Source organism: Actinoplanes regularis, assembly GCF_900188005.1.
GTDB classification, from domain to species: Bacteria; Actinomycetota; Actinomycetes; order Mycobacteriales; family Micromonosporaceae; genus Actinoplanes; species Actinoplanes regularis.
The window spans coordinates 81507-105862 of record NZ_FZNR01000008.1 but is presented as its reverse complement, the minus strand read 5'-3'; the positions used below and the strand labels follow the sequence as shown (position 1 = coordinate 105862).

At 69.0% G+C, this 24356-nt stretch carries 23 protein-coding genes, 2 tRNA genes and 1 other RNA gene; 18 read left to right on the top strand and 8 right to left on the bottom strand.

Annotated elements, in window-relative coordinates; all coding sequences use genetic code 11:
- Positions 1–15: 15 nt before the first annotated feature.
- The gene (locus CHC09_RS21925) at positions 16–963 is read right to left on the bottom strand and encodes a hypothetical protein (protein ID WP_089295046.1); all 948 of its coding nucleotides are present in this window, start codon (positions 961–963) and stop codon (positions 16–18) included.
- Between the two features lie 121 nt (positions 964–1084).
- Here CHC09_RS21925 and CHC09_RS21920 point away from each other — a divergent pair, with 121 nt between their 5' ends.
- On the top strand, positions 1085–2938 hold the full coding sequence (locus CHC09_RS21920) for a M48 family metallopeptidase (RefSeq protein ID WP_089295045.1): 1854 nt from the start codon (positions 1085–1087) through the stop codon (positions 2936–2938).
- Between the two features lie 9 nt (positions 2939–2947).
- Entirely contained in the window at positions 2948–3910 is a 963-nt protein-coding gene (mtnA, locus tag CHC09_RS21915) for an S-methyl-5-thioribose-1-phosphate isomerase (protein ID WP_089295044.1), read from the top strand.
- On the opposite strand, the gene CHC09_RS21910 is transcribed toward mtnA, so the two are convergent.
- Together CHC09_RS21910 and CHC09_RS21905 are read right to left on the bottom strand one after the other, a co-directional pair.
- Positions 3911–4480, bottom strand: coding sequence for a DinB family protein (locus CHC09_RS21910; RefSeq protein ID WP_089295043.1), 570 nt, complete (start codon positions 4478–4480; stop codon positions 3911–3913). It abuts the gene before it with no gap.
- A gap of 41 nt (positions 4481–4521) precedes the next feature.
- On the bottom strand, positions 4522–5475 hold the full coding sequence (locus CHC09_RS21905) for a prephenate dehydrogenase (protein ID WP_089295042.1): 954 nt from the start codon (positions 5473–5475) through the stop codon (positions 4522–4524).
- Positions 5476–5659: 184 nt separating this feature from the next.
- On the opposite strand from CHC09_RS21905, the gene CHC09_RS21900 reads away from it, so the two are divergent.
- The 4 genes from CHC09_RS21900 to CHC09_RS21885 all read left to right on the top strand — a co-directional run bounded on the left by CHC09_RS21900 (position 5660) and on the right by CHC09_RS21885 (position 7545).
- Positions 5660–6025 carry a hypothetical protein gene (locus tag CHC09_RS21900; RefSeq protein WP_089295041.1) on the top strand — a complete coding sequence of 122 codons (366 nt, stop codon included), beginning with the start codon at positions 5660–5662 and terminating at the stop codon, positions 6023–6025.
- A 124-nt stretch (positions 6026–6149) separates the two neighbouring features.
- Positions 6150–6317 (top strand): hypothetical protein, encoded by a 168-nt coding sequence (locus tag CHC09_RS46420; protein WP_179277217.1) that lies wholly within the window; start codon positions 6150–6152, stop codon positions 6315–6317.
- A 104-nt stretch (positions 6318–6421) separates the two neighbouring features.
- Positions 6422–6940, top strand: coding sequence for a tRNA adenosine deaminase-associated protein (locus CHC09_RS21890; RefSeq protein ID WP_089295039.1), 519 nt, complete (start codon positions 6422–6424; stop codon positions 6938–6940).
- 26 nt (positions 6941–6966) lie between these two features.
- Positions 6967–7545 carry a nucleoside deaminase gene (locus tag CHC09_RS21885; protein WP_239138414.1) on the top strand — a complete coding sequence of 193 codons (579 nt, stop codon included), beginning with the start codon at positions 6967–6969 and terminating at the stop codon, positions 7543–7545.
- 214 nt (positions 7546–7759) lie between these two features.
- Here CHC09_RS21885 and deoD read toward each other — a convergent pair whose 3' ends face one another.
- Entirely contained in the window at positions 7760–8473 is a 714-nt protein-coding gene (deoD, locus tag CHC09_RS21880; protein WP_089295038.1) for a purine-nucleoside phosphorylase, read from the bottom strand.
- Positions 8474–8589: 116 nt separating this feature from the next.
- Here deoD and CHC09_RS21875 point away from each other — a divergent pair.
- The 3 genes from CHC09_RS21875 to CHC09_RS21865 all read left to right on the top strand — a co-directional run bounded on the left by CHC09_RS21875 (position 8590) and on the right by CHC09_RS21865 (position 9786).
- Positions 8590–8679: transfer RNA gene (locus CHC09_RS21875), tRNA-Ser, on the top strand.
- Positions 8680–9021: 342 nt separating this feature from the next.
- Positions 9022–9231, top strand: a complete 210-nt coding sequence (locus tag CHC09_RS21870) for a hypothetical protein (protein ID WP_089295037.1) — start codon at positions 9022–9024, stop codon at positions 9229–9231.
- 213 nt (positions 9232–9444) lie between these two features.
- A complete protein-coding gene (locus CHC09_RS21865; RefSeq protein WP_089295036.1) occupies positions 9445–9786 on the top strand; it encodes an STAS domain-containing protein in 342 nt (113 codons plus the stop codon).
- A 379-nt stretch (positions 9787–10165) separates the two neighbouring features.
- Here the strand turns inward: CHC09_RS21865 and CHC09_RS21860 are convergent.
- Positions 10166–10253: transfer RNA gene (locus CHC09_RS21860), tRNA-Ser, on the bottom strand.
- A gap of 82 nt (positions 10254–10335) precedes the next feature.
- Between CHC09_RS21860 and ffs the strand changes: the two genes are divergently transcribed.
- The 9 genes from ffs to CHC09_RS21815 all read left to right on the top strand — a co-directional run bounded on the left by ffs (position 10336) and on the right by CHC09_RS21815 (position 21434).
- Positions 10336–10431: signal recognition particle sRNA small type (ffs, locus tag CHC09_RS21855), an RNA gene on the top strand.
- A gap of 91 nt (positions 10432–10522) precedes the next feature.
- The gene (locus CHC09_RS21850) at positions 10523–13609 is read left to right on the top strand and encodes a DNA polymerase III subunit gamma and tau (RefSeq protein WP_089295035.1); all 3087 of its coding nucleotides are present in this window, start codon (positions 10523–10525) and stop codon (positions 13607–13609) included.
- A gap of 405 nt (positions 13610–14014) precedes the next feature.
- Positions 14015–14353, top strand: coding sequence for a YbaB/EbfC family nucleoid-associated protein (locus tag CHC09_RS21845; protein WP_179277235.1), 339 nt, complete (start codon positions 14015–14017; stop codon positions 14351–14353).
- Positions 14354–14357: 4 nt separating this feature from the next.
- Entirely contained in the window at positions 14358–14951 is a 594-nt protein-coding gene (gene recR, locus CHC09_RS21840; protein WP_089295033.1) for a recombination mediator RecR, read from the top strand.
- Between the two features lie 409 nt (positions 14952–15360).
- On the top strand, positions 15361–16368 hold the full coding sequence (locus CHC09_RS21835; protein ID WP_089295032.1) for an ABC transporter permease: 1008 nt from the start codon (positions 15361–15363) through the stop codon (positions 16366–16368).
- Between the two features lie 73 nt (positions 16369–16441).
- On the top strand, positions 16442–18226 hold the full coding sequence (locus CHC09_RS21830; RefSeq protein WP_089295253.1) for an ABC transporter substrate-binding protein: 1785 nt from the start codon (positions 16442–16444) through the stop codon (positions 18224–18226).
- A 103-nt stretch (positions 18227–18329) separates the two neighbouring features.
- Positions 18330–19331, top strand: a complete 1002-nt coding sequence (locus tag CHC09_RS21825) for an ABC transporter permease (RefSeq protein ID WP_089295031.1) — start codon at positions 18330–18332, stop codon at positions 19329–19331.
- 11 nt (positions 19332–19342) lie between these two features.
- Entirely contained in the window at positions 19343–20377 is a 1035-nt protein-coding gene (locus CHC09_RS21820; protein ID WP_089295030.1) for an ABC transporter ATP-binding protein, read from the top strand.
- Positions 20378–20396: 19 nt separating this feature from the next.
- The gene (locus CHC09_RS21815; protein WP_089295029.1) at positions 20397–21434 is read left to right on the top strand and encodes an ABC transporter ATP-binding protein; all 1038 of its coding nucleotides are present in this window, start codon (positions 20397–20399) and stop codon (positions 21432–21434) included.
- Positions 21435–21522: 88 nt separating this feature from the next.
- Here CHC09_RS21815 and CHC09_RS21810 read toward each other — a convergent pair whose 3' ends face one another.
- Genes CHC09_RS21810 through leuA form a run of 3 tightly spaced genes read right to left on the bottom strand, consistent with a single transcriptional unit; the run spans position 21523 to position 24217 of the window.
- Positions 21523–21867, bottom strand: coding sequence for a hypothetical protein (locus CHC09_RS21810; protein ID WP_373871933.1), 345 nt, complete (start codon positions 21865–21867; stop codon positions 21523–21525).
- On the bottom strand, positions 21780–22427 hold the full coding sequence (locus CHC09_RS21805; protein WP_239138415.1) for an HNH endonuclease family protein: 648 nt from the start codon (positions 22425–22427) through the stop codon (positions 21780–21782). The genes CHC09_RS21810 and CHC09_RS21805 overlap by 88 nt, the downstream gene beginning before the upstream one ends.
- Before the next feature lie 59 nt (positions 22428–22486).
- Positions 22487–24217 (bottom strand): 2-isopropylmalate synthase, encoded by a 1731-nt coding sequence (leuA, locus tag CHC09_RS21800; protein ID WP_089295027.1) that lies wholly within the window; start codon positions 24215–24217, stop codon positions 22487–22489.
- Positions 24218–24356: the final 139 nt, after the last annotated feature.

The window sequence follows — 24356 nt, the reverse complement described above, 5'->3', positions numbered from 1 at the left end:
CCAGACTAGGCCGGATCAACCCCGCGCGCGGTACGCGTCACGGCGAGCCTGGGCGAACTTGCGGGCCGGGCCGCCGAACAGCGTGCGGTAGAACCACGGCCACTCGGTGACGTTGTCGCCGATCACGTCGAAGACCCGGGCCGCGTGTGCGAACTCCTGGCCCATGTGCAGCGCCATCGCCAGGGTGTTGGCCCGCGTCGCCCAGCCGGCCACCTTGACGAAGTCCGGATGCAGCACCGACTTCTCGGCGGCCGCGATCAGATCGGCCCGTACCGCCGGTGTGGTCATGTAGGTGTCGTCCTGGCCGGCCGGCAGGTCCAGCCAGTACTCGATGTGTGCGCTGGCCAGCACGCCCGGCAGCGGGTGCCCGGCCGGCGCGCTCGCGGTCGCCTCCCGGGCGAACGCGAACATCTCCTGGTGGCTGCCGAACCACTTGCGGCACAGGTACTGCAGGCGCTGCTCGTGCGCGTGCAGCAGGAACGGCGCCCGCTTCGTCACCTCGCGGAACCGGGCCGCGGCCTGCTCCGCGGGGATCTGCCGGCCCCGCGCCGACGTGGTCAGCCAGGTCCAGGCCAGCACCTCGTCCGGGTCCCGCTCGATCACCTCGTCCAGGCAGTTCTCGGCGATCCGCAGCCGCCGGAAGAACTCCTGGAAACTGCTCTTGCTGGTCACGTTGGCCCGGCGGGAACCGCGCGCCTCCCAGGCCCAGGCCACCGCGTGGCAGCCCCGGATCAGCACCGGCAGCGTCGACTCCGGCTCGTCGGCGATCCACTGGCCGATCCAGTCCTGCACGCCGGGGACGTCGTCGGCCGCCACCATCAGGAACGCCCGTTCGTCCGGGTCGGTGGTGGCTGTGAAGATCTCCCGGACCGTCGCCCGGTCGGCGGTCCGCAGAGCGGTGAGCAGAGCCCGGGCGCGTGGGTCGCCCAGGGTCGGGTCGATCTTCGCCGCGAATGGCCACATAAGAGTCAACTCCCTCGATGTATGGCCGGAGATCGTATCGGGCTTGCCCAGTAAAGATTCGCATCGGTATGGTCCCTGCGCCGTTCGACGGGATGAACGGCCTACACGGGGGGAACAGTCAATGCCCACAGCGATGCGCGCCGCCGTCTCGGTGGTCATGCTGGTTGGCTTCTATCTGCTCGGGCTGGCCCAGGTTGCCCTGGTGGGCTGGCTGGTCGTCGAGATCTGGCTGCACGCGCACGGCGCGGGCGCGGCCAAGCTGAGCTACCTGCTGATCGCCGCGGTCGGCGCGGTCATGGCCGGTCTGTGGCGGGCGATCCGGGCCAAGCCCAGCCACCCGCACGGCCTGGTCGTCACGCCCGCGCAGACGCCCGAGCTCTGGCAGCAGGTCCACGCCCTGGCCGCCGAGGTCGGCACCCGGGCACCCGACGAGATCCGTCTCGTTCCCGAGGTGAACGCCGCGGTCGACGAGGAGACCAAGCTGCTCGGCCTGATCGGCGGCACCCGGCGGCTCTACATCGGCATGCCGCTGCTGCAGACGTTCAGCGTCGACCAGCTCCGCTCGGTGCTCGCCCACGAGCTGGGCCACTACTCCGGCTCGCACACCCGGCTGTCCGCCGTCGCGTACCGGGGCCGGATGGCGATGCACGAGACGCTCGACGGCGTCAGCAACTGGAACGTGTTCGGCTGGGCCTTCAAGGCGTACGGCTGGCTGTACCGCCTGGTGAGCAGCGCGGTCGCGCGCCGGCAGGAGCTGGAGGCGGACCTCGCCTCGGTGCGGGTGGCCGGTGTCGACGCGGCGACCTCGGCGCTGCGCGAGATTCCGGTCGTCGGTACGGCCTGGGACTTCTACTTCGAGCGGTACATCTCGTCCGGCTGGGAGATCGGATACGCGCCGGACGACGTCTTCGGCGGTTTCGCCGAGCTCTACCGGGCCCGGACCGACGAGCTGGCCCGGATGCGCGAGGAGGAGCCGTCCGACGAGACGTCGCGCTGGGACAGCCACCCGGCGATCGCCGAGCGGATCGAGGCGATGCGCGCCGCGCCGCGTACCTCGCACACCGTGGACGGGCGGCCGGCCATCGTGCTGCTGCCGGCGGCCGAGTCGGCCGGGCTGGCGCTGCAGCAGGAGGTCGTCAACTTCGGCAACCGCACGGTCCTGCCCTGGGACGACTTCACCGCCGCCTCGATGGCGATGATCATGCAGAACCGGGCCGACCGGGTGTTCCGCAGCGCGGCCCGGCACGCCGGTGTCCCGGAGGCCGGCCTGGCCGAGGTGCTCGGCCTGGTCGAGGCGGGCAAGCTCGGCGAACTGGCCGCCGAGTTCTTCCCGCAGTCCACCCGCAAGGAGGCGGCCACCGAGTTCGCCGACCTGATGGAGATCCTGTTCGGGCTCGCCGCGGTGCGCTCCGGCACGGTCCGCTGGCAGCACTCCTGGTCTGGGCCGGCCCGTCTGGTCGACATGACCGGGGAGGTCGCCGACCTCAGTGAGATCGCCAAGCTCGCCGTGGTGCCGGAGACCCTGGGTGAGGCCCGGGCACGCCTGGCCGAGCGGGGGATCGCGGTGGAGGCCGCGCGCGTGGTCCAGAGCAAGGCCACCGGGCAGGGCGCCGAGGTGCTCGGCGCGATGCCGAACGTCAAGCTGGACGGCGGCGAGCACGCCGACCTGATCGTGCTCAGCAAGGGCTTCGTCTTCACGCCGGCCCCGAAGTCGACCGACGACGGCGAGAAGCGGGTCATGGCGCTGCTGGCCCACAACCCGCCGGCCGAGCTGACCGCGCGGTACCGCTACGTCGCGTTCGAGGACGTCGCGACGGTCCGGATCGACCGGGAGGTCCCGGTCAACGCGACGCTGCTGCTGCACGACGGCCGGACGGTCACCTTCCAGGAGCGCTGGACCTCGGACAAGGTCGGCAAGAGTGACGACCTGATCCGCGAGATCCTCGGCAACCTCCGGGAGAAGGGCGATGGCTAGGCTTCGCTGATGCGAACGATCGACTGGGTGGACGGGGCCGTCGAGATCATCGATCAGACGGTGCTCCCCGGTGAGCTGCGGGTGCTCCGGCTGCACACGGTCGGGGAGCTGATCGCGGCGATCCAGTCGCTGGCCGTGCGCGGCGCCCCGGCCCTCGGTGTGGCCGGGGCGTTCGGCGTCGCGCTGGCGGCCCGGGTGCACGCGGACGATCCCGGGGCGCTGGACAACGCCGTACGCCGGATCGAAACCGCGCGGCCGACGGCGGTGAACCTGGCCCGCGGCGCGCAACGCGCCGCGGCCCTGCTGCCCCTGGGCCCGGATGCCGTGCTCGCCGGGGCCTGCGCGATTCGGGACGAGGAGATCGCCGCCTCCGAGTCGATGGCGTCCCGCGGTGCGGATCTGGTCGTCGAGCTGTGTGGTGACCGGCCACGGCTGCTGACCCACTGCAACACCGGCGGGCTGTGCACGGTGACCGTCGGGACCGCGCTCGGCGTGGTCGGCGAACTGCACCGGCGGGGCGGGCTGGCCGGGGTGATCGCCAGCGAGACCCGGCCGCTGCTGCAGGGTGCCCGGCTGACGTCGTGGGAGCTGTCCCGCTGGGGCGTCGAGCACCGGGTGGCGGTGGACTCGGCCGGGCCGTTCCTGATGGCCCGCGGCGAGGTGGACGCGGTGATCCTGGGCGCCGACCGGATCTGTGCCGACGGCGACGTGATCAACAAGATCGGCACCTATTCGCACGCGCTCGGTGCCCGCCGCGCCGGCATCCCGTTCATCGTGGTGGCCCCGGAGTCCACGGTCGACCTCGCGACCCCGACCGGCGCACACGTCGAGATCGAGGACCGTGGGGCGGCCGAGGTGACCGCGTGGAGCGACGCGGTCAACCCGGCGTTCGACGTGACCCCGCACGATCTGGTCACCGCGATCGTCACCGACCGCCGGGTGATCCGGATCGACCGGGGCGAGAAGCCCTAGCTACGCCTTCGTCCACGGCTTGAGCCACGGCGTCTCGGGCCAACCCTCGGCGGCCGCCAGCAGCGGGAACGCGGTCGCGCCGTCGATGCTCTCCCGGACGATGTCGGCGTGCCCGGTGTGCCGGGCGGTCTCCTGGATCAGGTGCAGCAGGATCCAGCGCGGCGTGAAATGGTCGAGATCCGGCCGGTTCCACGGCACCGACCGGTCGACCGGGATGCGGAAGTCCAGGTCGCCGAGCTCAGTGATGGTCTTCTCGGTCTCCGCGGCGATCCGGTCGTACCGCGCGAAGAGTTCTTCGATCGTCTCGCCGTCGACGAGCTTGAAGTTCTCCTGGTAGGCCGCGAAGTCGGGCTTCTGGTCAGCGCCGCGCACGGTCGCCAGCCAGCCCTCCTCGGTCGACGCGCAATGTTTGATCAGCCCACCGACGCTGAGCGGGCTGGCGCTCGGGGCGGCCCGCAGTTGCTCCGGGGTGAGGCCGTGCGCGGTCAGCTTGAGGACGTAACGCATCTGGGCGAGGTAGGCGAGCAGGCCCTCCTGCTCGTTGCCGATGGGTCCGACCTGGCCGGGCATGGTGACTCCTGTTCGTCGTGGTTTCTCCGTCGAGAACCACGCTAGGAGCTATAGCGGTCAGTTTCCGGCCGGATTGTCGCGACCTCGTGGCCGTCGACCGAAGTCACCCATCCGCCGGATCGGCCCAGCGCCAGCAGCGCCTGAACGTCCGCGGTCAGCCGGCCCGCCGCACCCGGGACCGGGGGCCAGGCCCGCCGCAACTCGCTCGCCCGGCGCAGGTAGTCGAGCTGCGCGTGCACCGGATCGCTGAGCTCGAGCCGCTCCCGCAGCCGCACGAGATCATCGATCACGTGGGTGAGCTCGCGGATCACCTCGTTCGCGTTCCCGCCGCACATGGCCGCGGTGAGCTCGGGCCGGGTCGCCGCGACCCGGCTGCCGTCCCGGAACGAACCGGCGGCCAGCGCCTTGTTCAGCGGGCTCTCCAGCAGCTTCGTCGCCAGCGTGGCGGCGAGCAGATGCGGGACGTGACTGATCGAAGCGACCGCGTTGTCGTGCTCCACCGCGGTGATCGGCAGCACCCGGGTGCCCAGCGCGGTGTAGAGCCGGGCCAGCGTCAGCCAGTCGTCGAGGCCGGTGCCGTGCGGCTCCAGGCAGAGCACCCAGATGCAGCCGCCGAACAGCTTCGGGTCGGCGGCCGCGAACCCGGACGCCTCGGTGCCGGCCATCGGATGCCCGCCGACGAAGCGCCGCACCCCGTACTTCTCGGCGAGGTCCTGGACCGGGCCCTTCACCGAGGTCACATCGGTCAGCACGCCGTCGTACCCCGCGAGGTCCTCGAAGATCCGTGGCAGCACCGGCAACGGCACGGCCAGCACCGTCACCTCGGTCCCGGCCACGGCCGCCGCGGTCGAGTCGAGAACGCGACATCCCGCCGCCCGGGCCAGGTCCCGGGTCGCGGGGTCGGCGTCGAACCCGGTGACCTCATGGCCCGCCGCCGTGAGGGCCCGCAGCAGCGAGCCGCCGATCAGTCCCAGCCCGATGACCGCAATCCGCACGTCGCTGACTCTAGGCGTTGCCGAGGCGGGTCCTCCGCTCGGCGGTCTTGGCCGGGAACTGAATTCGCGGTGAACACGGGGCGCTGTCCGGGCCTCGGCGGCGATTCGCCCGGACCCGATCCCCGCCGGTGCCGGATAGGCTGCATCGGGACACGAGACCGACGACCGCGGAGGGAGAGACGAGATGCATCCCGGGCCGCCCCCGGTGCCGCAGGCGCCGCTCCAGCCGCCGGGCCTCTACGCGGGCCTGCCACCCCGTCCGGTCTACCGCGAGCCGCATTCGATCACCGCCGGCACCGTGATCAGTGGCCTCGCCGCGAGCACCCTCTGGCTGGTCCTCTTCGGCAGCCTCGGCGGCGACCTGGTGTCCTATGCGTGGTGGACGATCCTGGCGGCGGTGACCGCTTGGCTGGTCGCCGTGGTGCTGACCCTGGTCGGCGACCGTGGCGTGGCCCTCGGGGTGGCTTGCGCGAGCGGGCTCGGCCTCTCCCTCGCTCTGGGTCTGGTGGCCGTCCGATGGATCGACACCGCCAACTTTCCGCTGTGGTGATTGTCCGGGTTTGACCCGGGCGCGCGGCAACGCTCCGGAGGGTCTTGATCGCCCTCCGCACGGGTCCGCGCCGGGAGTTGATCGACCCTTGACGAACGCCGGTCCGCTCGGCACTCTCGGCTGCATGGCACCCTCACCGCAGCGTCTCGACGCGGAACGCTGCCGTCGCCGGTTGGAACTGCTGGCGGCTCTGGCCCACGCGAAATCGGTGCGCGAGTCGACACCCCCGCAACGGGTGCGCGGCCTGCGACTACGCGAGCTGATCGCCGCGCGTCGACGTACCTCGGGCTGAGCCTTCCTGCTTTCGAGTTCGCAAGAAAGGGCGTGGCGCGTCGCGCCCGCCTCCCCACCAGCTACCGTCAGGCGCTGAGGAATAAGAACCGCGTTGGGGGAATCGTGTCGATTTTCGCTGCCGCTGTCGCCCGGAGCAAGCACGGGTGGACCGCGACGGAGCTGGACCTCTCGGGCCTGGCCGACATCGACGAGGTGGTGGATGCGCTCCGGGATGCCGAGCCGGACGCCGGGCTGGCCTTGCTGTTCGTCGAGAGCGACGATGAGTACCTGTCGATCCTTCGCCTGGACGAGGGCGAGGACCTGCGAGTCTTCGGATCCGACTCGGCGTTCGTCGAGGAGTCCCGGATCGGGTCGGTGCTGCTCGGCGAGGTGGAGACCCCGGCGCTCGGGGTCGACGACCTGTCCGCCGGTGAGGATGACGAGGACGAGGAGGACCGGCCGGCCGCAGACCCGGACGCCGATCCGATCGGTGACGCGGAACTGCTGAACGACCTGGGTGTGAGTTCGCAGCGGCTGCTGGCGCTGTGCGGCATGGAGGGCATGCTGCCGTCCGACATCACGGCCGAGATCTGCCAGAGGATCGGGTGCGGCGATGAGATGGAGGAGTTGCGTGAGGCGTGATCCGGCGCGAACGGCATGAGCTGTGGATGCGGCGGGCGCTGTCCGTCGCCTCCACGCCTCCCGCTTCTCCCGCTTCTCCCGCGGGCATGTCGGTCGGCTCGCTACCGGACGTGACGGTCGCTTCTCTGCCGGACGCGGCGCTTGGTTCGCCGGCGGACACGGCGGTTGATTTTCTGGCGGACGCGGCGGTTGATTCGCCGGCGGACCCGGCGGTTGGTTCTCTGGCGGATGTGCCGGTTGGGGCGATCATTCTCGGTCCGGACGGCACTGAACTGTCCGCCGGCCGGAACGAACGGGAACGGACCGGGGACCCGACCGCGCACGCCGAGGTGCTGGCCTTGCGCCGGGCCGCAGCGATCCGTGGAGAGTGGCGGCTGGACGGCTGCACCCTGGTCGTCACCCTGGAACCGTGCACGATGTGCGCCGGCGCGCTCGTCCTGGCCCGCATCTCGACAGTGGTCTTCGGCGCCTGGGAGCCGAAGACCGGCGCGGTCGGCTCACTCTGGGACGTCGTTCGCGACCCCCGCCTCAACCACCGCCCCGAGGTGTACGCCGGCGTCCTGGAACAGGAATGCGCCCAACTGATGCGCGATTTCTTCCGCTGATCCCGCCACCGGCAACCCCGAAGATCAAATTCATTCCCCGATACGACCGATGGAGTCCCGTGGCCAGCCCTCGCGGGCCAAGCCCCGTGCCGGCCTCGCGCGAGGCCACCGCCACTCCAGGCCGCATCGCGCCGCCGAGCCCCCACCGTGACAACCGGCCAAAGTGCGTCGGCCGGCGATCACGGTGGTATCGGGTGGCGTCGGGGAAGGCCGTTCAGGCGTCGGCGATGATGGTGTTCAGGCCGATTTTTACCATGTTCCCGAAGCCCTGCTCGCGCTGCGCCGACTCCATCGCCTCGCCACGCTTGATGTGATCGCTCACCGTCAGGATGGTCAGCGCCTTGGCGCCGTACCGGGCCGCGATGGTGTAGATCGCGGCGGACTCCATCTCGACGGCGAGCACGCCGTAGAGGGCCAGCGCGTCGTACAGGTCGGGCCGGTCGGTGTAGAACGCGTCGGCGGCCAGGATCGGGCCGACCCGGATCGGCACACCCTGCGCCTCGGCGATGTCGACCGCCGAACGCAGCAGGCCGAAGTCGGCCACCGGGGCGTAGTCGATCAGGCCGTCGAAGCGGGACCGGTTCATGTTCGAGTCGGTCGCCGAGCCGATCGCGGCGACCACGTCACCGAGGTTCAGGTCCATCGCCAGAGCGCCGCACGAGCCGATCCGGATGACCGACTTCACGCCGTACTCGTTGATCAGTTCGTGGGTGTAGATGGAGGCCGACGGCATGCCCATGCCGGAGCCCTGCACCGAGACCCGCTGTCCCTGCCAGGTGCCGGTGAAGCCGAGCATCCCGCGGACCTGGGTGTAGCAGACCGCATCCTCCAGGAACGTCTCCGCGATCCACTTCGCCCGCATCGGGTCGCCAGGCAGCAGCACCCGCTCGGCGATCTCTCCCGGCTTCGCACCGATGTGCACGCTCATGCCGTATCTCCGTCTCGTTCGGTTCCTCCCGCCGATCTTGCCAGTTCAGCGGGGTGGCGGAGGGTTATGGGTGACCCGGCGACAGGCGCCGCTGAGCGTCCGGTAACGTACTTCCCGGTGGTGTGTCCGAGTGGCCTAAGGAGCACGCCTCGAAAGCGTGTGAGGGTGCAAGCCCTCCGCGGGTTCAAATCCCGCCGCCACCGCCAACAGAGCCCGATCCGCATGGATCGGGCTCTCTTGCTTTCTCCCCGCGCATCCGTCACTCTGTGTGCCCTGATTCCGGATCGCCCGCACGTACCGCGCCCGCCTAGTCCCTTCGGTCGTTATCCATGATCAGCGGCGGTTGTGTAACGGGAAGATGTCGTCGCACGTCAAAGCCTTGAACTACGTTGTGTAGTCAATCATGGACGGCCCAGCGACATAGGGTGTTGCGCAAGTCACGCAACTCAAATACACCGGATCAGACAATGTGGTTCCGACCGGGCGGCGAGAAACTTTCACAGAAACGCCCAAGGCGGGTCTGTCGATGCATGTCCTAGATTTGACATGTGAGAGTTGAGCATCACTGGTGGAATGGCGACGTCCGGCTTCAGCGCCGCGATGTCTACGTCCGCACCGACGGCAGCACCTGGGAGGTCGAGGCCCAGCTGGGCGGACCCGACGGGAAGTCGAAGGTGCAGCAGTGTCCCGGCCGGGCGTCAGCGATGATCCTGGCCGACGCGTGGCGCGGTCCACGCTGGCGGTGGCGCGAGCTCTGAGGAGCGCCAGGAGCCAGGGCTGTGCCGTCGTTGCTTGACTGTTTTCGGCCAGCCTTACGAGATGGGCCGGACCCCTGACGGGGGGTTCGGCCCATCTGCGTCTGCGCCTTCGGCATCTGTGTCAAGCCGGTCTGCGACGCACCTTCAGTCCGATGTGCGCCATTCTTCGCGATCTACCCTGAAATTCCATCGAACTGGTAGAAAGCGATTGCCATGCGAGCCACCATCACTGAGCATCGGCCGGATGTTGCCGTGCTGCACCTCAAGGGCGAGCTCGACGCGGACACCGCCGCGGAGTTGCGTGTCGTCTTCACCGGTCTGCTGGAGCGTCCAATACCCAGGATCGTGGTGGACCTAACCGAGTTGAAGTTCTGCGACTCGATCGGGTTGAGCACCTTCATCGTCAGCAAAGAGGTGATCGCCGCCCGCGGCGGCTGGCTCACCTTCGCCGCGGCGAACCCGTTCCTCACCCGGTTGATGCAGACCGTCGGCCTGAGCCGCTATTTCGCGATCTTCCCCGAGGTGGACGACGCGATCGCGGCCGGCCAGCTGTAGCACCCGGTCCAGCTCCGCGGCGAGGTCGCGGCCGTCGATGCCGACGGTTCGCCCGATTCGCCGGTACGGCGGTCAGTACGGAAAACGGCGAGAGCCGGCCCGATCGGGGCCGGCCCTCGCCTGCACTGTTTTCGTGCCGGAGCATACGAGACGCGACAGGCACCTCACGCAGTGGTATCCCTAGTCACGGGGAGGTCAGCTCGCTCCGTCAGGTTCACCATCCGCGACGCGGTGGGCGACCGAGACGGAGTGGCCCACGCGGGCCGGGCGTCGTGTCCCTGAGTGAGAGTCGTTCCCTGAGTGAGACGAGAACTGGGACGCTGAACGCAAGAAGGCCGGACCCGCCGGGTCCGGCCTTGCATGTTTCCGCTGATGGAGCTGGCGGAGGATACGAGATTCGAACTCGTGAGGGTGTTAACCCAACACGCTTTCCAAGCGTGCGCCCTAGGCCTCTAGGCGAATCCTCCGTTCGCCAGGATACATACGGCTTGTCAGACTCCCGCACGGGAGGGGTGCCGGGCGATCGGCGCGGCGGCCGGGTACTCTGTCGGCAGCCCCTCGTGCGGCGTCATCCTGTGAACCTCCCCAGGGCCGGAAGGCAGCAAGGATAAGCGGGCTCTGGCGGGTGCACGGGGGGTCCTTCATATCTCCTCCCGCCTTGCACTGTCGGGGCATGTCGTTTGTTCTTGTCACAGCCTCGACGGACAATGGCGCGGTCGTTCAGGAGGTGGCAGGAGTGGCTCTCGCCCTCTACCGGAAGTACAGGCCGCGGACTTTCGCCGAGATCATCGGTCAGGAGCACGTGACCGAACCGCTGTCGCAGGCGCTGCGCAGCGGTCGGCTGAACCACGCCTATCTCTTCTCCGGCCCACGCGGCTGCGGCAAGACGTCCAGCGCGCGCATCCTGGCCCGGTCGCTCAACTGCGAGCAGGGCCCGACCCCGGAGCCGTGCGGCGTCTGCGCCTCCTGCAAGTCGCTGGCGAACGACGGTGCCGGCTCGATCGACGTGATCGAGATCGACGCGGCCAGCCACGGTGGTGTCGACGACGCCCGTGAGCTGCGGGAGAAGGCGTTCTTCGCGCCCGCCAGCAGCCGTTACAAGATCTACGTGATCGACGAGGCGCACATGGTCTCGTCGGCGGGCTTCAACGCGCTGCTCAAGCTCGTCGAGGAGCCGCCGGATTATGTGAAGTTCATCTTCGCCACCACCGAGCCGGACAAGGTGCTCGGCACCATCCGCTCGCGGACCCATCACTACCCGTTCCGGCTGATCCCGCCCGCGACCCTCCGGCCCTACCTGCAGCAGCTCACCGAGGCCGAGGGCGTCCGCGTCGAGCCGGCGGTGTTCCCGCTGGTGGTGCGGGCCGGCGGCGGCAGCGCCCGGGACACGCTCTCGGTGCTCGACCAGCTCATCGCCGGCGCCGGACCGGATGGTGTCAGTTACGCGCGGGCGGTCGCCCTGCTCGGCGTCACCGACGTCGCCCTGATCGACGAGATGTGCGACGCCCTGGCCGCCGGCAACGGCGCCGCGGCGTACGAGACCATCGACCGGGTCGCCGAGGCCGGCCATGATTCCCGGCGGTACGCCTCCGACCTGCTGGAACGCTTCCGCGACCTGATCATTCTTCAGCAGGTGCCGGACGCGGTCGCCAAGGGCCTGATCGACGGCCCGGCCGACCAGCTCGAGGCGATGCATGCCCAGGCGTCCCAGCTCGGGGCGGCCACGCTCTCGCGGTGCGCGGACATCGTGCACAACGGCCTGGTCGAGATGCGCGGGACCACCGCTCCGCGCCTGCTCCTGGAGCTGATCACCGCGCGCATGCTGCTGCCGGGCGCGGACGATTCGACCGGGGCCCTGCTGCAGCGCCTGGAGCGCTTGGAGAAGCGCGGCCCGATGACCGTGTCGGTCTCCGACGCTGCCGGGATGGAGCTCGCCGCACCCGGAGCGGCCGTGCCGACGGTATCCGGCGCTTCCGGAGCGGCCCTGCCCGCGGTTTCCGACGCTTCCAGTGGTGGCAAGGCTGCCGCCCGGGCCGCGGCTCTGGCCGCGGGCCGCCGGACCACGGGCGGTTCCGTCCGTCCCGTTTCCCCCGCGCCGGCGGTTTCCGCGTCGTCAGCCGACCCGGTGCCGGCTGCTCCTCCGGTGCAGGCCGCGCCGATGACGGCTGCCTCCGGGACCGAGGCTCGTGGTGAGGCCGACTGGAACCAGGTCGCCGACGGCGGTCATCACGACGACGAGCCGCCGTGGGATCCGGAGCCGCCGGTCGCCCAGGAGGCCGCCGCTCCGGCCGGCCCTCGGGTGGACGAGTCACAGGTCCGTGCCGTCTGGCAGGCCTTCGGCCCCAAGCACGACAAGATCCAGCTGATGCAGAACTCCGGCATCGGCATCCGCGCGGTCGAGGACGGCACGGTCGTGTTCGCCGCCCCGTCGCCGAGGTACGCGGAGCGCTTCCTTACCTACACCGACGTCATCATCGCGGAGTTCGGCACCGAGCTCGGCGGGAGCTGGCAGATCCGCTGCGAGGTCGGTGAGAGCACTGCTCGTGGACCGGCCCCCGTCCGGGACCAGACCGCCGGCCGCAATGTGTCGCCGAGCGCTCCGGGCCGTGCCGCGCCCTCCTCGGCCCCGGAACGGAACACCGGGAGGACGGAGTCCCGTCCGCCACGTCCGCAGCGAGCCCCCGTCGCCGACTCCGACGATGACTGGCCGGCCTCGTCCACACCGCTCTCCCCGGAGCCGGACGCTGACTCCTATATCCAGGACTCTCAGCTCGCGGATCAATCCGTTGGAGGGGCCGTCGCAGCGGGTCCGGATCGGCGAGAGGCCGCTTCCGCTCCTCCGGTGACCTCCGGCGACACCGACTGGCCCGAACCGGTTCGGCCGGGTACGGCCGCTCCGGAGCCCGCGCAGGCCCCGGCGGACGACGACTGGCCCGAGCCGGTCAAGCCGGGCACCCGCGCGCCCGCTCCGGCCGCCGCCAGCCAGCCGGCTGTCCCGTCGACCACCGGCCAACCGTCCACTCCGTCGGCCGCCAGTTATCCGGATGCCTCGTCGGCTACGAGCAATCCGGCTGCCTCGTCGGCCGTCGGTCATCCGGATGCCTCGTCGGCCGTCGGTCATCCGGCTGCCCCGTCGGCTGCTGGCCGTCCGGATGCCTCGTCGGCTGCTGGACAGCCGGCTTTCCAGTCAGGCGTCAGCCAGCCGGCTGTCCCACCGTCCGGCGTGCAGCAACCGGCTGCCCCGGCGGCGTACTCCCCGCGGGTGTCATCGCCATCCGGCGCCGCGGACCCATATTCCGCGGGCCCGGAGGTTCAACAGGCCTCCGGGAGCGGCTCGCCATCCAACCGGCCCACGGCCTCCGCGTCACCGACCGGTTCGGCCGGCCCGGGCACGGCGACACCGGCTGTCTCCCGTTCGCCCGCCATGGAGGCGGCCCGGGCGGCCGCGGCACGTGGCGGTAACGCGGCTGCCGGCAGCGGACTGGCCGCCGCCCGTGCCGCCGCGGCCAACGCCCGCAACGCGACCCCGGCGCGTGCCGCCGGCGGTTCGAGCCCGGCGCGTGCCGCCGGGGGTTCGGTGCCGGCGTCTGGTGGCCCGGCCGGTGCCGCTGCCTGGTCCGACGGCTCTCCGATCGGCGAGGCGCCCTACGACCCCGAGTACGACGGTGCGCCTCCGGCCGGGGCCGGCTACGAGGGCTTCGATCCGGGCGACGAGCCGCTGGACGAGGTGATCGACGAGAAGACGGCCCGCCAGAGCAGCGAGGAGCAAGCCTTCCAACTGCTGCGCGACGCCTTCGGTGCGGAGAAGATCGGCGACCTTTGACGCGCTGACCGCCGGCCTTCGTCGAGGGCGGCGGCTTCCGCATGGGTGGAGGCGACTCAGTACACCTATCTGGTCACCGCATCCCGCCCGAGACGGCGGGCCGGTCCCGGCGCGTCTGGTCACGCCACCGACCACCTCAGGCTTGCGCCCGAGACGGCGGGTCGGTCCCGGCGCGTCCGGTCACGCCACCGACCACCTAAGGCTTGCGCGTGAGACGGCGGTCGGCCCAGGCGTGCCTGGTCACGTCACCGGCCACCGCTCAGGCCCGCGCGTGCGACGGCGTGTCGGGCGCGGCGTGTCGGTGGGCTGGCCGGGAACAGCGTGGCCGACGGTTACGCTGGCGGCGGTTGATTCGGACGCCCCGCGGTCATCGATGGCGGTTGTCCGGCAAGAGTGAGCGACTACCTGAGGAGTAAAGCCATGCGCCCCGGTGCACAGCCGAACATGCAGCAGCTGATGAAGCAGGCGCAGAAGATGCAGCAGCAGGTCGCTCAGGCGCAGGCCGAGCTGGCCGAGGCCGAGCTGACCGGCACCGCCGGCGGCGGCCTGGTGACGGTGACGGTGACCGGCCTGGGCGAGTTCAAGGCCGTGAAGATCGACCCGAAGGCGGTGGACGCCGACGACGTCGAGACGCTGGAGGACCTGGTGCTCGCCGCGATCCACAATGCGGCCGAGGCGCAGCGGGAGCTGGCCGAGAAGAAGATGGGCCCGGCCACCGGCGGCCTCTCCCTGCCCGGGTTCTGATCCCGTGTACGAAGGTGCCATCCAGGACCTGATCGATGAGCTGGGTCGGCTGCCGGGTGTCGGCCCGAAGTCGGCCCAGCGCATCGCCTTCCACGTCCTGTCCGCGGACCCGGCCGACGTCAACCGGCTGGCCACCGCCCTGCGCAAGGTGAAGGAGCTGGTGCGCTTCTGCACCACCTGCTTCAACGTGGCCGAGGCCGAGCAGTGTCGTGTCTGCCGTGATCCGCGGCGTACCAACGAGGTGCTCTGTGTGGTCGAGGAGCCCAAGGACGTCGTCGCGATCGAGCGGACCGGCGAGTTTCGCGGCAGGTACCACGTGCTCGGTGGCGCGATCAATCCGCTGGAGGGCGTCGGGCCGGACAATCTCCGGGTCCGGGAGCTGTTGATGCGGCTCGGCACCGGCGAGGTCCAGGAGCTGATTCTGGCGACCGACCCGAATACCGAGGGCGAGGCGACCGCGACCTATCTGGGGCTGCTGGTGAAGCCGATGGGAATCGCCGTCACCCGACTTGCGAGCGGTCTTCCCGTCGGCGGTGACTTGGAGTATGCGGACGAGATAACCCTCGGTAGGGCTTTTGAGGGCCGCCGAGCAATTTAGAATTTACACCGTGTAATGCTCGGGTAACGCGATGCCAGCTGTTTAGCCCGGATTGGCCACTTGCGAGCCCCTTACGCGGTACCTTCCGTTTGTTCGGCGTCTAGGTCACGGTGACATCACGAGGGAGACACGGAAGCACCCGTGTGCGGTCAGTGAGCTTGACCCGAGCGGTGCACTAGGTGAATGTTCCTCTCGATGGCGGCCACACCCGTCATCAGGTGCCCTCGTGATCCCGTCCCGATCTGGGTCGGATTCGGCGAGGGCGGCACTCGAGGCATGCGATAACCGATCGGTTTACCGCTCGCAGCGTGGGCCATCGTCTCCGGGCCGTGGGAGTTTCCGTGTACCACGCGCCGGGTGACCGTGGGCTCTCTGCTGCACGGTGGCCGGGAGAGGACCGGCGAAACAGATGTCGCTTGGCCCAGAAGCGTCGGTCACCGACGAGACGTCGGCACCGACTGCCGACGCGGCTGAGGTGCGGGGGCCCGCCGAAAAGGCGATCGCCGGCCGTTCTCTGAAGCAGATCGCGTGGCGCCGCCTGAAGAAGGACAAAGTGGCGGTCGGCGGCGGAATTGTCGTCCTCCTGCTGATTGTCGTGGCGATTCTGGCGCCGCTGCTGACCAAGCTGTTCGGCCATCCGATCGACGAGTACCACATCGATCAGATCGACCCGACCTTCGGCACACCGATCAAGCCGTGGGGTGGGATCAGCTCCGACTTCATCTTCGGCGTCGAGCCGACCTCCGGCCGGGACGTGTTCAGCCGGGTCGTTTACGGCGCCCAGACCTCGCTGACGGTCGCATTCCTCTCGGCGTTCGTGTCGACGATCCTGGGTGTCATCTTCGGCACCGCCGCCGGGTTCCTCGGCGGTTGGATCGACTCGATGATCAGCCGGGTGATGGACCTCCTGCTCGCCTTCCCGCAGCTGCTCTTCTCGATCGCGCTGGTCTCGGTCCTGCCCTACTCGATTCTCGGGCTGGACGGCCGCTGGTCGCGGATCCTGGTGCTGGTCGGTGTGATCGGCTTCTTCGGCTGGCCGTACATCGGCCGGATCGTCCGTGGGCAGACGCTGTCGCTGCGCGAGCGTGAGTTCGTCGAGGCGGCCCGCAGCATGGGTGCCCGGTCGCCGCGGATCCTCTTCCGCGAACTGCTGCCGAACCTGGCGGCGCCGATCCTGGTCTACACCACGCTGATCATCCCCACGAACATCCTCACGGAGGCGGCGCTGAGCTTCCTCGGCGTCGGTATCCCGCCGCCCAACCCGTCGTGGGGCGGCATGCTGTCGGACGCGATCAGCACCTACCAGACCGACCCGATGTACATGATCATTCCGGGCGGAATGATCTTCATTACGGTGCTGGCTTTCAACCTCTTCGGTGACGGCCTGCGCGACGCGCTCGACCCGAAGGCCCGCTGATTCGCAGGGCGGCTGGAACATCGCATGTTTCGCGGACCGTCAGGTTCCGCTGTTCGAGGAGGTAGGAGAACAGGTGTCCAGGAACACTAGGGCGATCGCGGCGGCCGGCGTCGCGCTCGCACTCGGCCTTACGACCGCCGCTTGCGGCGGTTCGAAGAGCGATGACAAGAAGACCGACGGCGCGAGCGGTGGCAAGTCCGCCTACAACCTCGCGATCACCGAGGTCGTGAACCCGTCCACCGCCAAGGGCGGCACGGTGAACCTGTGGGGCGCGCAGGACGCCGACTTCTGGGACCCGGCCCGCGGCTACTACGCGTTCGTGTGGAACCTGAACCGGCTCTACACCCGTAAGCTCGTCGAATACGCCGCCACCCCGGGCAAGGCCGGGCTGGAGCTGAAGCCCGACCTCGCGCAGGCGATGCCCGAGATCAGCGCCGACAAGCTGAACTACACCTTCAAGCTGCGCAGCGGCCTCAAGTTCGACGACGGCACCCCGATCACGTCGAAGGACATCAAGTACGGCATCGAGCGGGTCTGGGCCACCGACGTCATCTCCGGCGGCCCGGTCTACCTGCCCGCCGTGCTCGACCCGAAGGGCGAGTACAAGGGCCCGTACAAGGACAGCGACCCGAACAAGCTGGGTCTGAAGTCGGTGACCACCCCGGACGACTCGACGATCTCTTTCAAGCTCTCGAAGCCGTCCGCCGACTTCATGTACCTGCTGGCCATGCCGGGCTCCGGCCCGGTGCCGCAGAAGCGGGACACCGGCGCGAAGTACACCACGGCGCCGGCCGCCTCCGGCCCGTACATGTTCAAGGAAGGCAGCATCCAGCCGGGTAAGGGCGCGATCTTCGTCCGGAACCCGAACTGGGACCCGGCGACCGACCCGATCCGTAAGGCGCTGCCGGACCAGATCACCTTCACGGTCACGACCAACGCCGAGGACATGGACAGCCGCCTGATCGCCGGCACCGTGGACGCCGACGCCGGTCAGACCGGTGTCCAGGCGGCCACCCGCACCAAGATCCTCCAGGACCCGGCCCTGAAGGCGAACGCGGACACCCCGGTCACCGGCTTCCTCCGGTACGCGGGTCTGGCCACCTCGGTGGCCCCGCTGGACAACATCGAGTGCCGCAAGGCGATCATCTACGCCGCCGACCCGACCTCGATCCAGGCGGCCCGTGGTGGCCCGATCGCGGGTGGCGACATCGGCACCAGCATGCTCCCGCCGAACATCGCGGGCTCGGACCCCAAGTACGACCCGTTCAACCGTCTGCCCGGCAAGCCGCAGGTCGAGGAGGCCAAGAAGGCCCTCACCGCCTGTGGCAAGCCGACCGGCTTCGACGTGACCATCGCCGTGCGTAACAACAAGCCGGCCGAGGTCAAGTCCGCCGAGGCGCTGCAGGCCGCGCTCAAGCCGGCCGGCATCAACGCCAAGATCGAGCAGTACGACGGTGCGCAGCAGGCCTCCATCACCGGTTCGCCGGACAACGTGAAGGCCAAGGGCTACGGCATCATCATCGGTGGCTGGGGCGCTGACTACCCGACCGGCACCGGCTACATGCAGCCGCTGTCGGACAGCCGCTTCATCCCGAAGAACGGTAACTACAACCTGGCCGAGATCAAGGACCCGTCGATCGACGCGCTCTTCGACCAGGCACAGCTGGAGACCGACCCGGCCAAGGCCGCCGAGATCTACAGCCAGATCAACCACAAGATCATGGAAGGCGCGTACTACCTGCCGTTCGTGGTCGACAAGGCGCTCAACTACCGCAACCCGCGGCTGACCAACGCCTACATTCACGACGCCTTCGGCATGCTGGACTTCCAGGCCCTCGGCGTCAACGACGGCAAGTGACAAGTAACCGGAACGGGTAATTCGAAGGGTTGGTGAAGGCCGCCCGCGGCGGGCGGGCGTCGGTTCTCGCAATCGACGCCCGCTTGTCTCTTGGCCGAAAGTCGTGCTGGCTTACCTCATCCGGCGGCTGATCAACGCCGTCCTCACGCTGCTTGTGGTCTCACTCGTGACCTTCGGCATCTTCTTCATGGTTCCGAAAATCACCGGCAGCGACCCGGCGTTGCTCTACATCGGCAAGACCTCCGATGCCGCTTCGATCGAGGGCATCCGGGTCAAGATGGGTCTCAACGACCCGGTCCTGGTGCAGTACGGCAAGTTCCTCAAGGGCTTGGTGGCCGGCCGGGACTACGTCAGCGGACCTGAGGTCACGCACTGCGACGCCCCGTGCCTCGGTTACTCGTTCAAGACCGAGCAGGAGGTGACTCCGCTGCTGATGAGCGTCCTGCCGGTGACCCTGTCGTTGGCGCTCGGAGCCGCGATCCTCTGGCTCATCATCGGCGTCTCCACCGGTGTCATCTCCGCACTACGAAGAGGCAGCCTGCTGGACAGAACGGTGATGAGCGCCGCGCTGTTCGGTGTCTCCATGCCGATCTACTTCACCGGCCTGATCGCCTCGGCGATCTTCGTGTACCAGCTGGGCTGGCTGCCCCAGGGGCAGTACGTGCCGTTCCTCGAAAGTCCCAGCGAGTGGTTCACCCAGCTGCTGCTGCCCTGGATCACCTTGGCGTTCCTCTTCGCTGCCACCTACGCCCGTCTCACCCGGGCGAACATGCTCGAGACGCTCGGCGAGGACTACATCCGCACCGCCCGGGCCAAGGGCCTGCCGGAGCGTGTTGTGATCGGCAAGCACGCGTTGCGTTCGGGCCTCACCGCGATCGTCACCGTCTTCGGTCTCGACCTCGGCGCGCTGCTCGGTGGCGCCGTCCTCACCGAGAAGGTGTTCAACCTTCGAGGGCTGGGATATCAAGCCCTTCAGGCGATCCAGGGCAACGACCTGCCGGTGATCCTGGGCGTCACAATGATCGCCGCCGGGTTCATCGTCATCGCCAACCTGGTCGTCGACCTGGTCTACGGCCTCATCGACCCGCGCGTGCGGCTGGCCTGAGGGAGAGAGAGTTGTCTTCGGTCACCCCACGCCCGTTCCTCGAGGTCAAGGACCTCACCGTCCGGTTCGAGACGGACGACGGCATCGTGCAGGCCGTCACGGAGTCGAACTTCTCGCTGGAAGCCGGCAAGACGCTCGGCATCGTCGGCGAGTCCGGCTCCGGCAAGAGCGTCACCTCGCTGGCCCTGCTCGGTCTGCACCGCACGCGCAGCAACGCGAAGGTCAGCGGCCAGATCTGGCTCGATGACCAGGAGCTGGTCACGGCGTCCGACCAGGACGTGCGTGCGCTGCGCGGCGGCAAGATGTCGATGATCTTCCAGGACCCGCTGAGCGCGATGCACCCGTACTACACGGTCGGTGCGCAGATCGTCGAGGCGTACCGGGTCCACAACCCCAAGGTGAGCAAGAAGGCGGCGCGCGAGCGGGCCATCGACATGCTGGCCCGGGTCGGCATCCCGCAGCCGTCGCGCCGGTTCAACGATTACGCGCACCAGTTCTCCGGGGGTATGCGTCAGCGTGCCATGATCGCGATGGCGCTGGTCAACGACCCGAAGCTGCTGATCGCCGACGAGCCGACCACGGCCCTGGACGTGACCGTGCAGGCGCAGATCCTGGACCTGATCCGGGATCTGCAGCAGGAGTTCCACTCCGCGGTCATCATGATCACTCATGACCTGGGCGTGGTGGCCGAACTCGCCGACGACGTCCTGGTGATGTACGGCGGCAAGATCATCGAGCGTGGCGCGGCGGTCGACCTTTTCCAGCGGCCGCAGCACCCGTACACCTGGGGTCTGCTCGGTTCGATGCCCCGCCTGGACCGTGAGGTCCGGGACCGGCTCACCCCGGTCAAGGGCTCGCCGCCGAGCCTGATCAACCTGCCGTCCGGCTGCGCCTTCCACCCGCGCTGCCCGTACGCGGGCCGCAACGGCGACAGGTCCTTCACGGACACGCCGGTGCTGACCGGTGGAGCGCACGCGGTCGCCTGCCACTTGCCGGCCGAAGAGCGCGCCAAAATCTTCAAGGAAGAAGTGGCACCGAACCTCTGAGCGGGGAAGAGAGAGAACGATGAGCGAGAACCTGCTCGAGGTGACCGGGCTGCAGAAACACTTCCCGATCACGAAGGGGCTGTTCAAACGTCAGGTCGGCGCGGTCCGCGCGGTGGACGGCATCGACCTGAACGTGGTGGCGGGCGAGACGCTGGGCGTGGTTGGCGAGTCCGGCTGCGGCAAGTCGACAGCCGGGCGACTTTTCACCCGGATCCTGGAGCCGACCGGCGGGAAGATCGTCTTCGAGGGTGAGGACATCACCCACAAGTCGGTGACCCAGATGCGGCCGCTGCGCCGTGACGTCCAGATGATCTTCCAGGACCCGTATTCGTCGCTGAACCCGCGGCACACCATCGGCACGATCATCTCCGCGCCGCTGCAGATCCAGAAGATCCCCACCCCGCAGGGTCTGAAGAAGGCCGTGCAGGAGCTGCTGGAGCTGGTCGGGCTCAACCCGGAGCACTACAACCGGTACCCGCACGAGTTCTCCGGCGGTCAGCGGCAGCGCATCGGCATCGCCCGCGCGCTCGCGCTGCGACCCAAGCTGATCATCGCCGACGAGCCGGTCTCCGCGCTCGACGTGTCGATCCAGGCTCAGGTGGTCAACCTGCTGGAGGACCTGCAGAGCGAGTTCGACCTGACCTACGTCTTCATCGCGCACGACCTGTCGGTGGTCCGCCACATCTCCGACCGCGTCGCCGTGATGTACCTCGGCAAGGTCATGGAGATCGCGCACCGCGACGATCTCTACAAGAACCCGCGGCACCCGTACACGGTGGCCCTGATGTCCGCGGTCCCGGTGCCCGACCCGGTCCGGCGTGACAGCGCGCAGCGCGGCCGCGTCCTGCTCACCGGCGACGTGCCGAGCCCGATCAACCCGCCCTCCGGCTGCCGGTTCCGCACCCGCTGCTGGAAGGCGCAGGACATCTGCGCGACCGAGGAGCCGCCGCTGGTGCAGCGGCTGGACGACCCGGACTCGCACCTGACCGCCTGCCACTTCCCGGTGGTCGACGACGAGGCGGTCGCCGGCCGGGCTCCGGCCGCCACTCCGGCCTGATCCTCAAAAACCGCAGATCAGGTACGAACATCGCAGGATCGCCCGAGATCAGGACCACCTGATCTCGGGCGATCTGCATTCGCGTCGATCAACCTTCGGGGCGGTGGAGCAGCCCCACGGCGATGTTGTGCACGGCTTCCAGGTCGGCCGGGTCGGCGATGGTCGCTCTGCCGCCGGTGACGGTGTACCACTCCTCGGCGTCCTTGTACTGCACCCGCAGGGCCACCTCCTTCCCGGTGAGCTCGCTGCGCAGCGTCAGGTCGCCGGTCACGACGCCGACCTCGTCGGTCATCACGCCGCCCGGCCCCGGCACGATGTCGGTGGTCCTGCTCTGTGCGGGTCCGGTCATCGGCAGGTCTCCAGCATGTCCTGCAAGGCTTCCTTCTCCTTCTGGGTCACGGTGAGCTGGTAGTAAGTCTTCACCGCCACCCAGTCCTCGGCATAGGAACACCAGGCGTCCTTCGCCGGCGGCTTCCAAGTGGACGGGTCCTGGTCACCCTTCGACCGGTTGGAAGCGGCCGACACCGCCACCAGCTGCGGGCGGTCCAAGTCGTTGGCGAACGCTTTGCGCTGCTCGGTGGTCCACGCGATGGCACCCGAGCGCCAGGCGTTGGCGAGCGGGACCATGTGGTCGATGTCCACCTGCGTCGGCGAGGTCAGGGTCTTGTCGTCGTAGAGGCTCTTCCACGTGCCGGCGACGACGTTGCATCCGGAGAGCTTGACCTTGGTGCCGTCGCGTTCCAGCACCGAGTCGCGGACGTCGCAGTTCTTGCCGGTGCTCTGCCAGTGCGGGAACTTCTCCCGGCTGTAGCCGGTCATCTTGCCGGCGTCCGCGACGGTGAGCTTCTTCAGCTGTGCTTCGGCTCCACTCGACGAGGTCGAGGTGTCTTTGGAACCGGGCGTGGTGCCGGGGGAGCGTGCGTCAGCGACGTCGCAGCCGGCGGTCAGGGTGGTGGCGAGCAGGAGCGGGAGGAACCATCGAGCGGGGGGCACCAACTCAGCGTAAAGGCGTCCGCCGTGTGCCGCCTCTCGGCGGCACACGGCGGAGTGAATCAACGAGCGCGGTTGATCGCGCTGGTGACGGCCTTGATCGAGGCGCTGACGATGTTGGCGTCGACGCCGACACCCCAGAACGCGCGGTCGCCGACCTCGACCTCGACGTACGCCGCGGCCTGCGCGTCCCCACCCGAGGTCAGCGCGTGCTCCTGGTAGTCCAGCACCCGTGCCTTGATCCCGAGCGGCTCGACGGCCTGCGTGAACGCGTCGATCGGGCCGTTGCCGACGCCGGTCAGCGGCCGCCGCACGCCGCGGTGGAACACCTCGACGTCGATCTCGACCTTGCCGTCCACCGTGGCCGTGCTGTAGCTCTCGACCTTGAAAGCGGTCGCGATCTGGTGCTCGACCAGGTACTCCGCGGCGAAGATGTCCCACATCTGCTGCGGGGAGACCTCGCCACCCTCCTCGTCGGTGCGGTGCTGCACCACGCCGGAGAACTCGATCTGCAGCCGCCGCGGCAGGTCGAGCTTGTGCTCCTCCTTCATGATGTACGCCACGCCGCCCTTGCCGGACTGCGAGTTGACCCGGATGACCGCCTCGTACGTGCGGCCCAGGTCCTTCGGGTCGATCGGCAGGTAGGGAACGCCCCAGGCGAAGTCGTCGACGGAGGTGCCCGCGGCGTCCGCGTCGGCCTGCAGCGCGGCGAAGCCCTTCTTGATCGCGTCCTGGTGCGAGCCGGAGAACGCGGTGTAGACCAGATCGCCCGCGTACGGGTGCCGCTCGTGCACCGGCAGCTGGTTGCAGTACTCGACGGTGCGCTTGATCTCGTCGATCGCGGAGAAGTCCACCTGCGGGTCGATGCCCTGGGAGAACAGGTTCAGGCCCAGGGTGACCAGGTCGACGTTGCCGGTGCGCTCGCCGTTGCCGAACAGGCACCCCTCGATCCGGTCGGCGCCGGCCAGCAGGCCCAGCTCCGCGGCGGCCACCGCGGTGCCCCGGTCGTTGTGCGGGTGCAGGCTGAGCACCACGCTGTCCCGGCGGGGCAGGTTGCGGTGCATCCACTCGATCGAGTCGGCGTAGACGTTCGGGGTGGCCATCTCGACGGTGGCCGGCAGGTTGATGATCAGCGGCCGGTCCGGGGTCGGGTCGATGACGTCGATCACCGCGGAACAGATCTCCAGGGCGTACTCCAGCTCGGTGCCGGTGTACGACTCGGGCGAGTACTCGTAGAAGATCTCGGTGTCCGGGGTGTGGATCTCGGCGTACTTCTGGCAGAGCCGCGCGCCGGTGGTGGCGATATCGGTGATCCCGTCCTTGTCCAGGCCGAAGACCACCCGCCGCTGCAGCGTCGAGGTCGAGTTGTAGAAGTGCACGATCGCGCGCTTGGCGCCGCGGATCGACTCGAAGGTGCGATCGATCAGGTGCTCACGGCACTGCACCAGGACCTGGATGGTGACGTCGTCCGGGATCAGATCCTGCTCGATCAGCTGGCGTACGAAGTCGAAGTCGGTCTGGCTGGCGGCCGGGAAGCCGACCTCGATCTCCTTGTAACCCATCTTCACCAGCAGCATGAACATCCGCCGCTTGCGTTCCGGGGACATCGGGTCGATCAGGGCCTGGTTGCCGTCCCGCAGGTCGACCGCGCACCAGCGCGGGGCGGTCTCGACGACCCGGCCTGGCCATTGCCGGTCGATCAGGGGCATGGAGAACTGCTTCTGATACCCCTCGTACCGCTGGAACGGCATCGAGCTCGGGCGCTGAGTGGTGAAGGGATTCTCGGCGGACATGTGACTGCTCCAGTCAGGAAGAAGACGAGCAGGCGGCGCGCGTCACCTCCGCGACGAGGTGCCGGCCTGGAATTGGGGCCTCGTCGCGGCAGCGAAGAATGAGGTTCTGCCACATGTCGCACACCACGTTACGTGATCC

Coding starts and splice junctions, on each gene's coding strand:
- CHC09_RS46420 (WP_179277217.1), top strand. CDS start 6,150: ATGGCACCCTCACCGCAGCGTCTCGACGCGGAACGCTGCCGTCGCCGG.
- CHC09_RS21920 (WP_089295045.1), top strand. CDS start 1,085: ATGCCCACAGCGATGCGCGCCGCCGTCTCGGTGGTCATGCTGGTTGGC.
- leuA (WP_089295027.1), bottom strand. CDS start 24,217: ATGTCCGCCGAGAATCCCTTCACCACTCAGCGCCCGAGCTCGATGCCG.
- mtnA (WP_089295044.1), top strand. CDS start 2,948: ATGCGAACGATCGACTGGGTGGACGGGGCCGTCGAGATCATCGATCAG.
- CHC09_RS21910 (WP_089295043.1), bottom strand. CDS start 4,480: ATGCCCGGCCAGGTCGGACCCATCGGCAACGAGCAGGAGGGCCTGCTC.
- CHC09_RS21900 (WP_089295041.1), top strand. CDS start 5,660: ATGCATCCCGGGCCGCCCCCGGTGCCGCAGGCGCCGCTCCAGCCGCCG.
- deoD (WP_089295038.1), bottom strand. CDS start 8,473: ATGAGCGTGCACATCGGTGCGAAGCCGGGAGAGATCGCCGAGCGGGTG.
- CHC09_RS21815 (WP_089295029.1), top strand. CDS start 20,397: ATGAGCGAGAACCTGCTCGAGGTGACCGGGCTGCAGAAACACTTCCCG.
- CHC09_RS21925 (WP_089295046.1), bottom strand. CDS start 963: ATGTGGCCATTCGCGGCGAAGATCGACCCGACCCTGGGCGACCCACGC.
- CHC09_RS21865 (WP_089295036.1), top strand. CDS start 9,445: ATGCGAGCCACCATCACTGAGCATCGGCCGGATGTTGCCGTGCTGCAC.
- CHC09_RS21885 (WP_239138414.1), top strand. CDS start 6,967: ATGCGGCGGGCGCTGTCCGTCGCCTCCACGCCTCCCGCTTCTCCCGCT.
- CHC09_RS21835 (WP_089295032.1), top strand. CDS start 15,361: ATGTCGCTTGGCCCAGAAGCGTCGGTCACCGACGAGACGTCGGCACCG.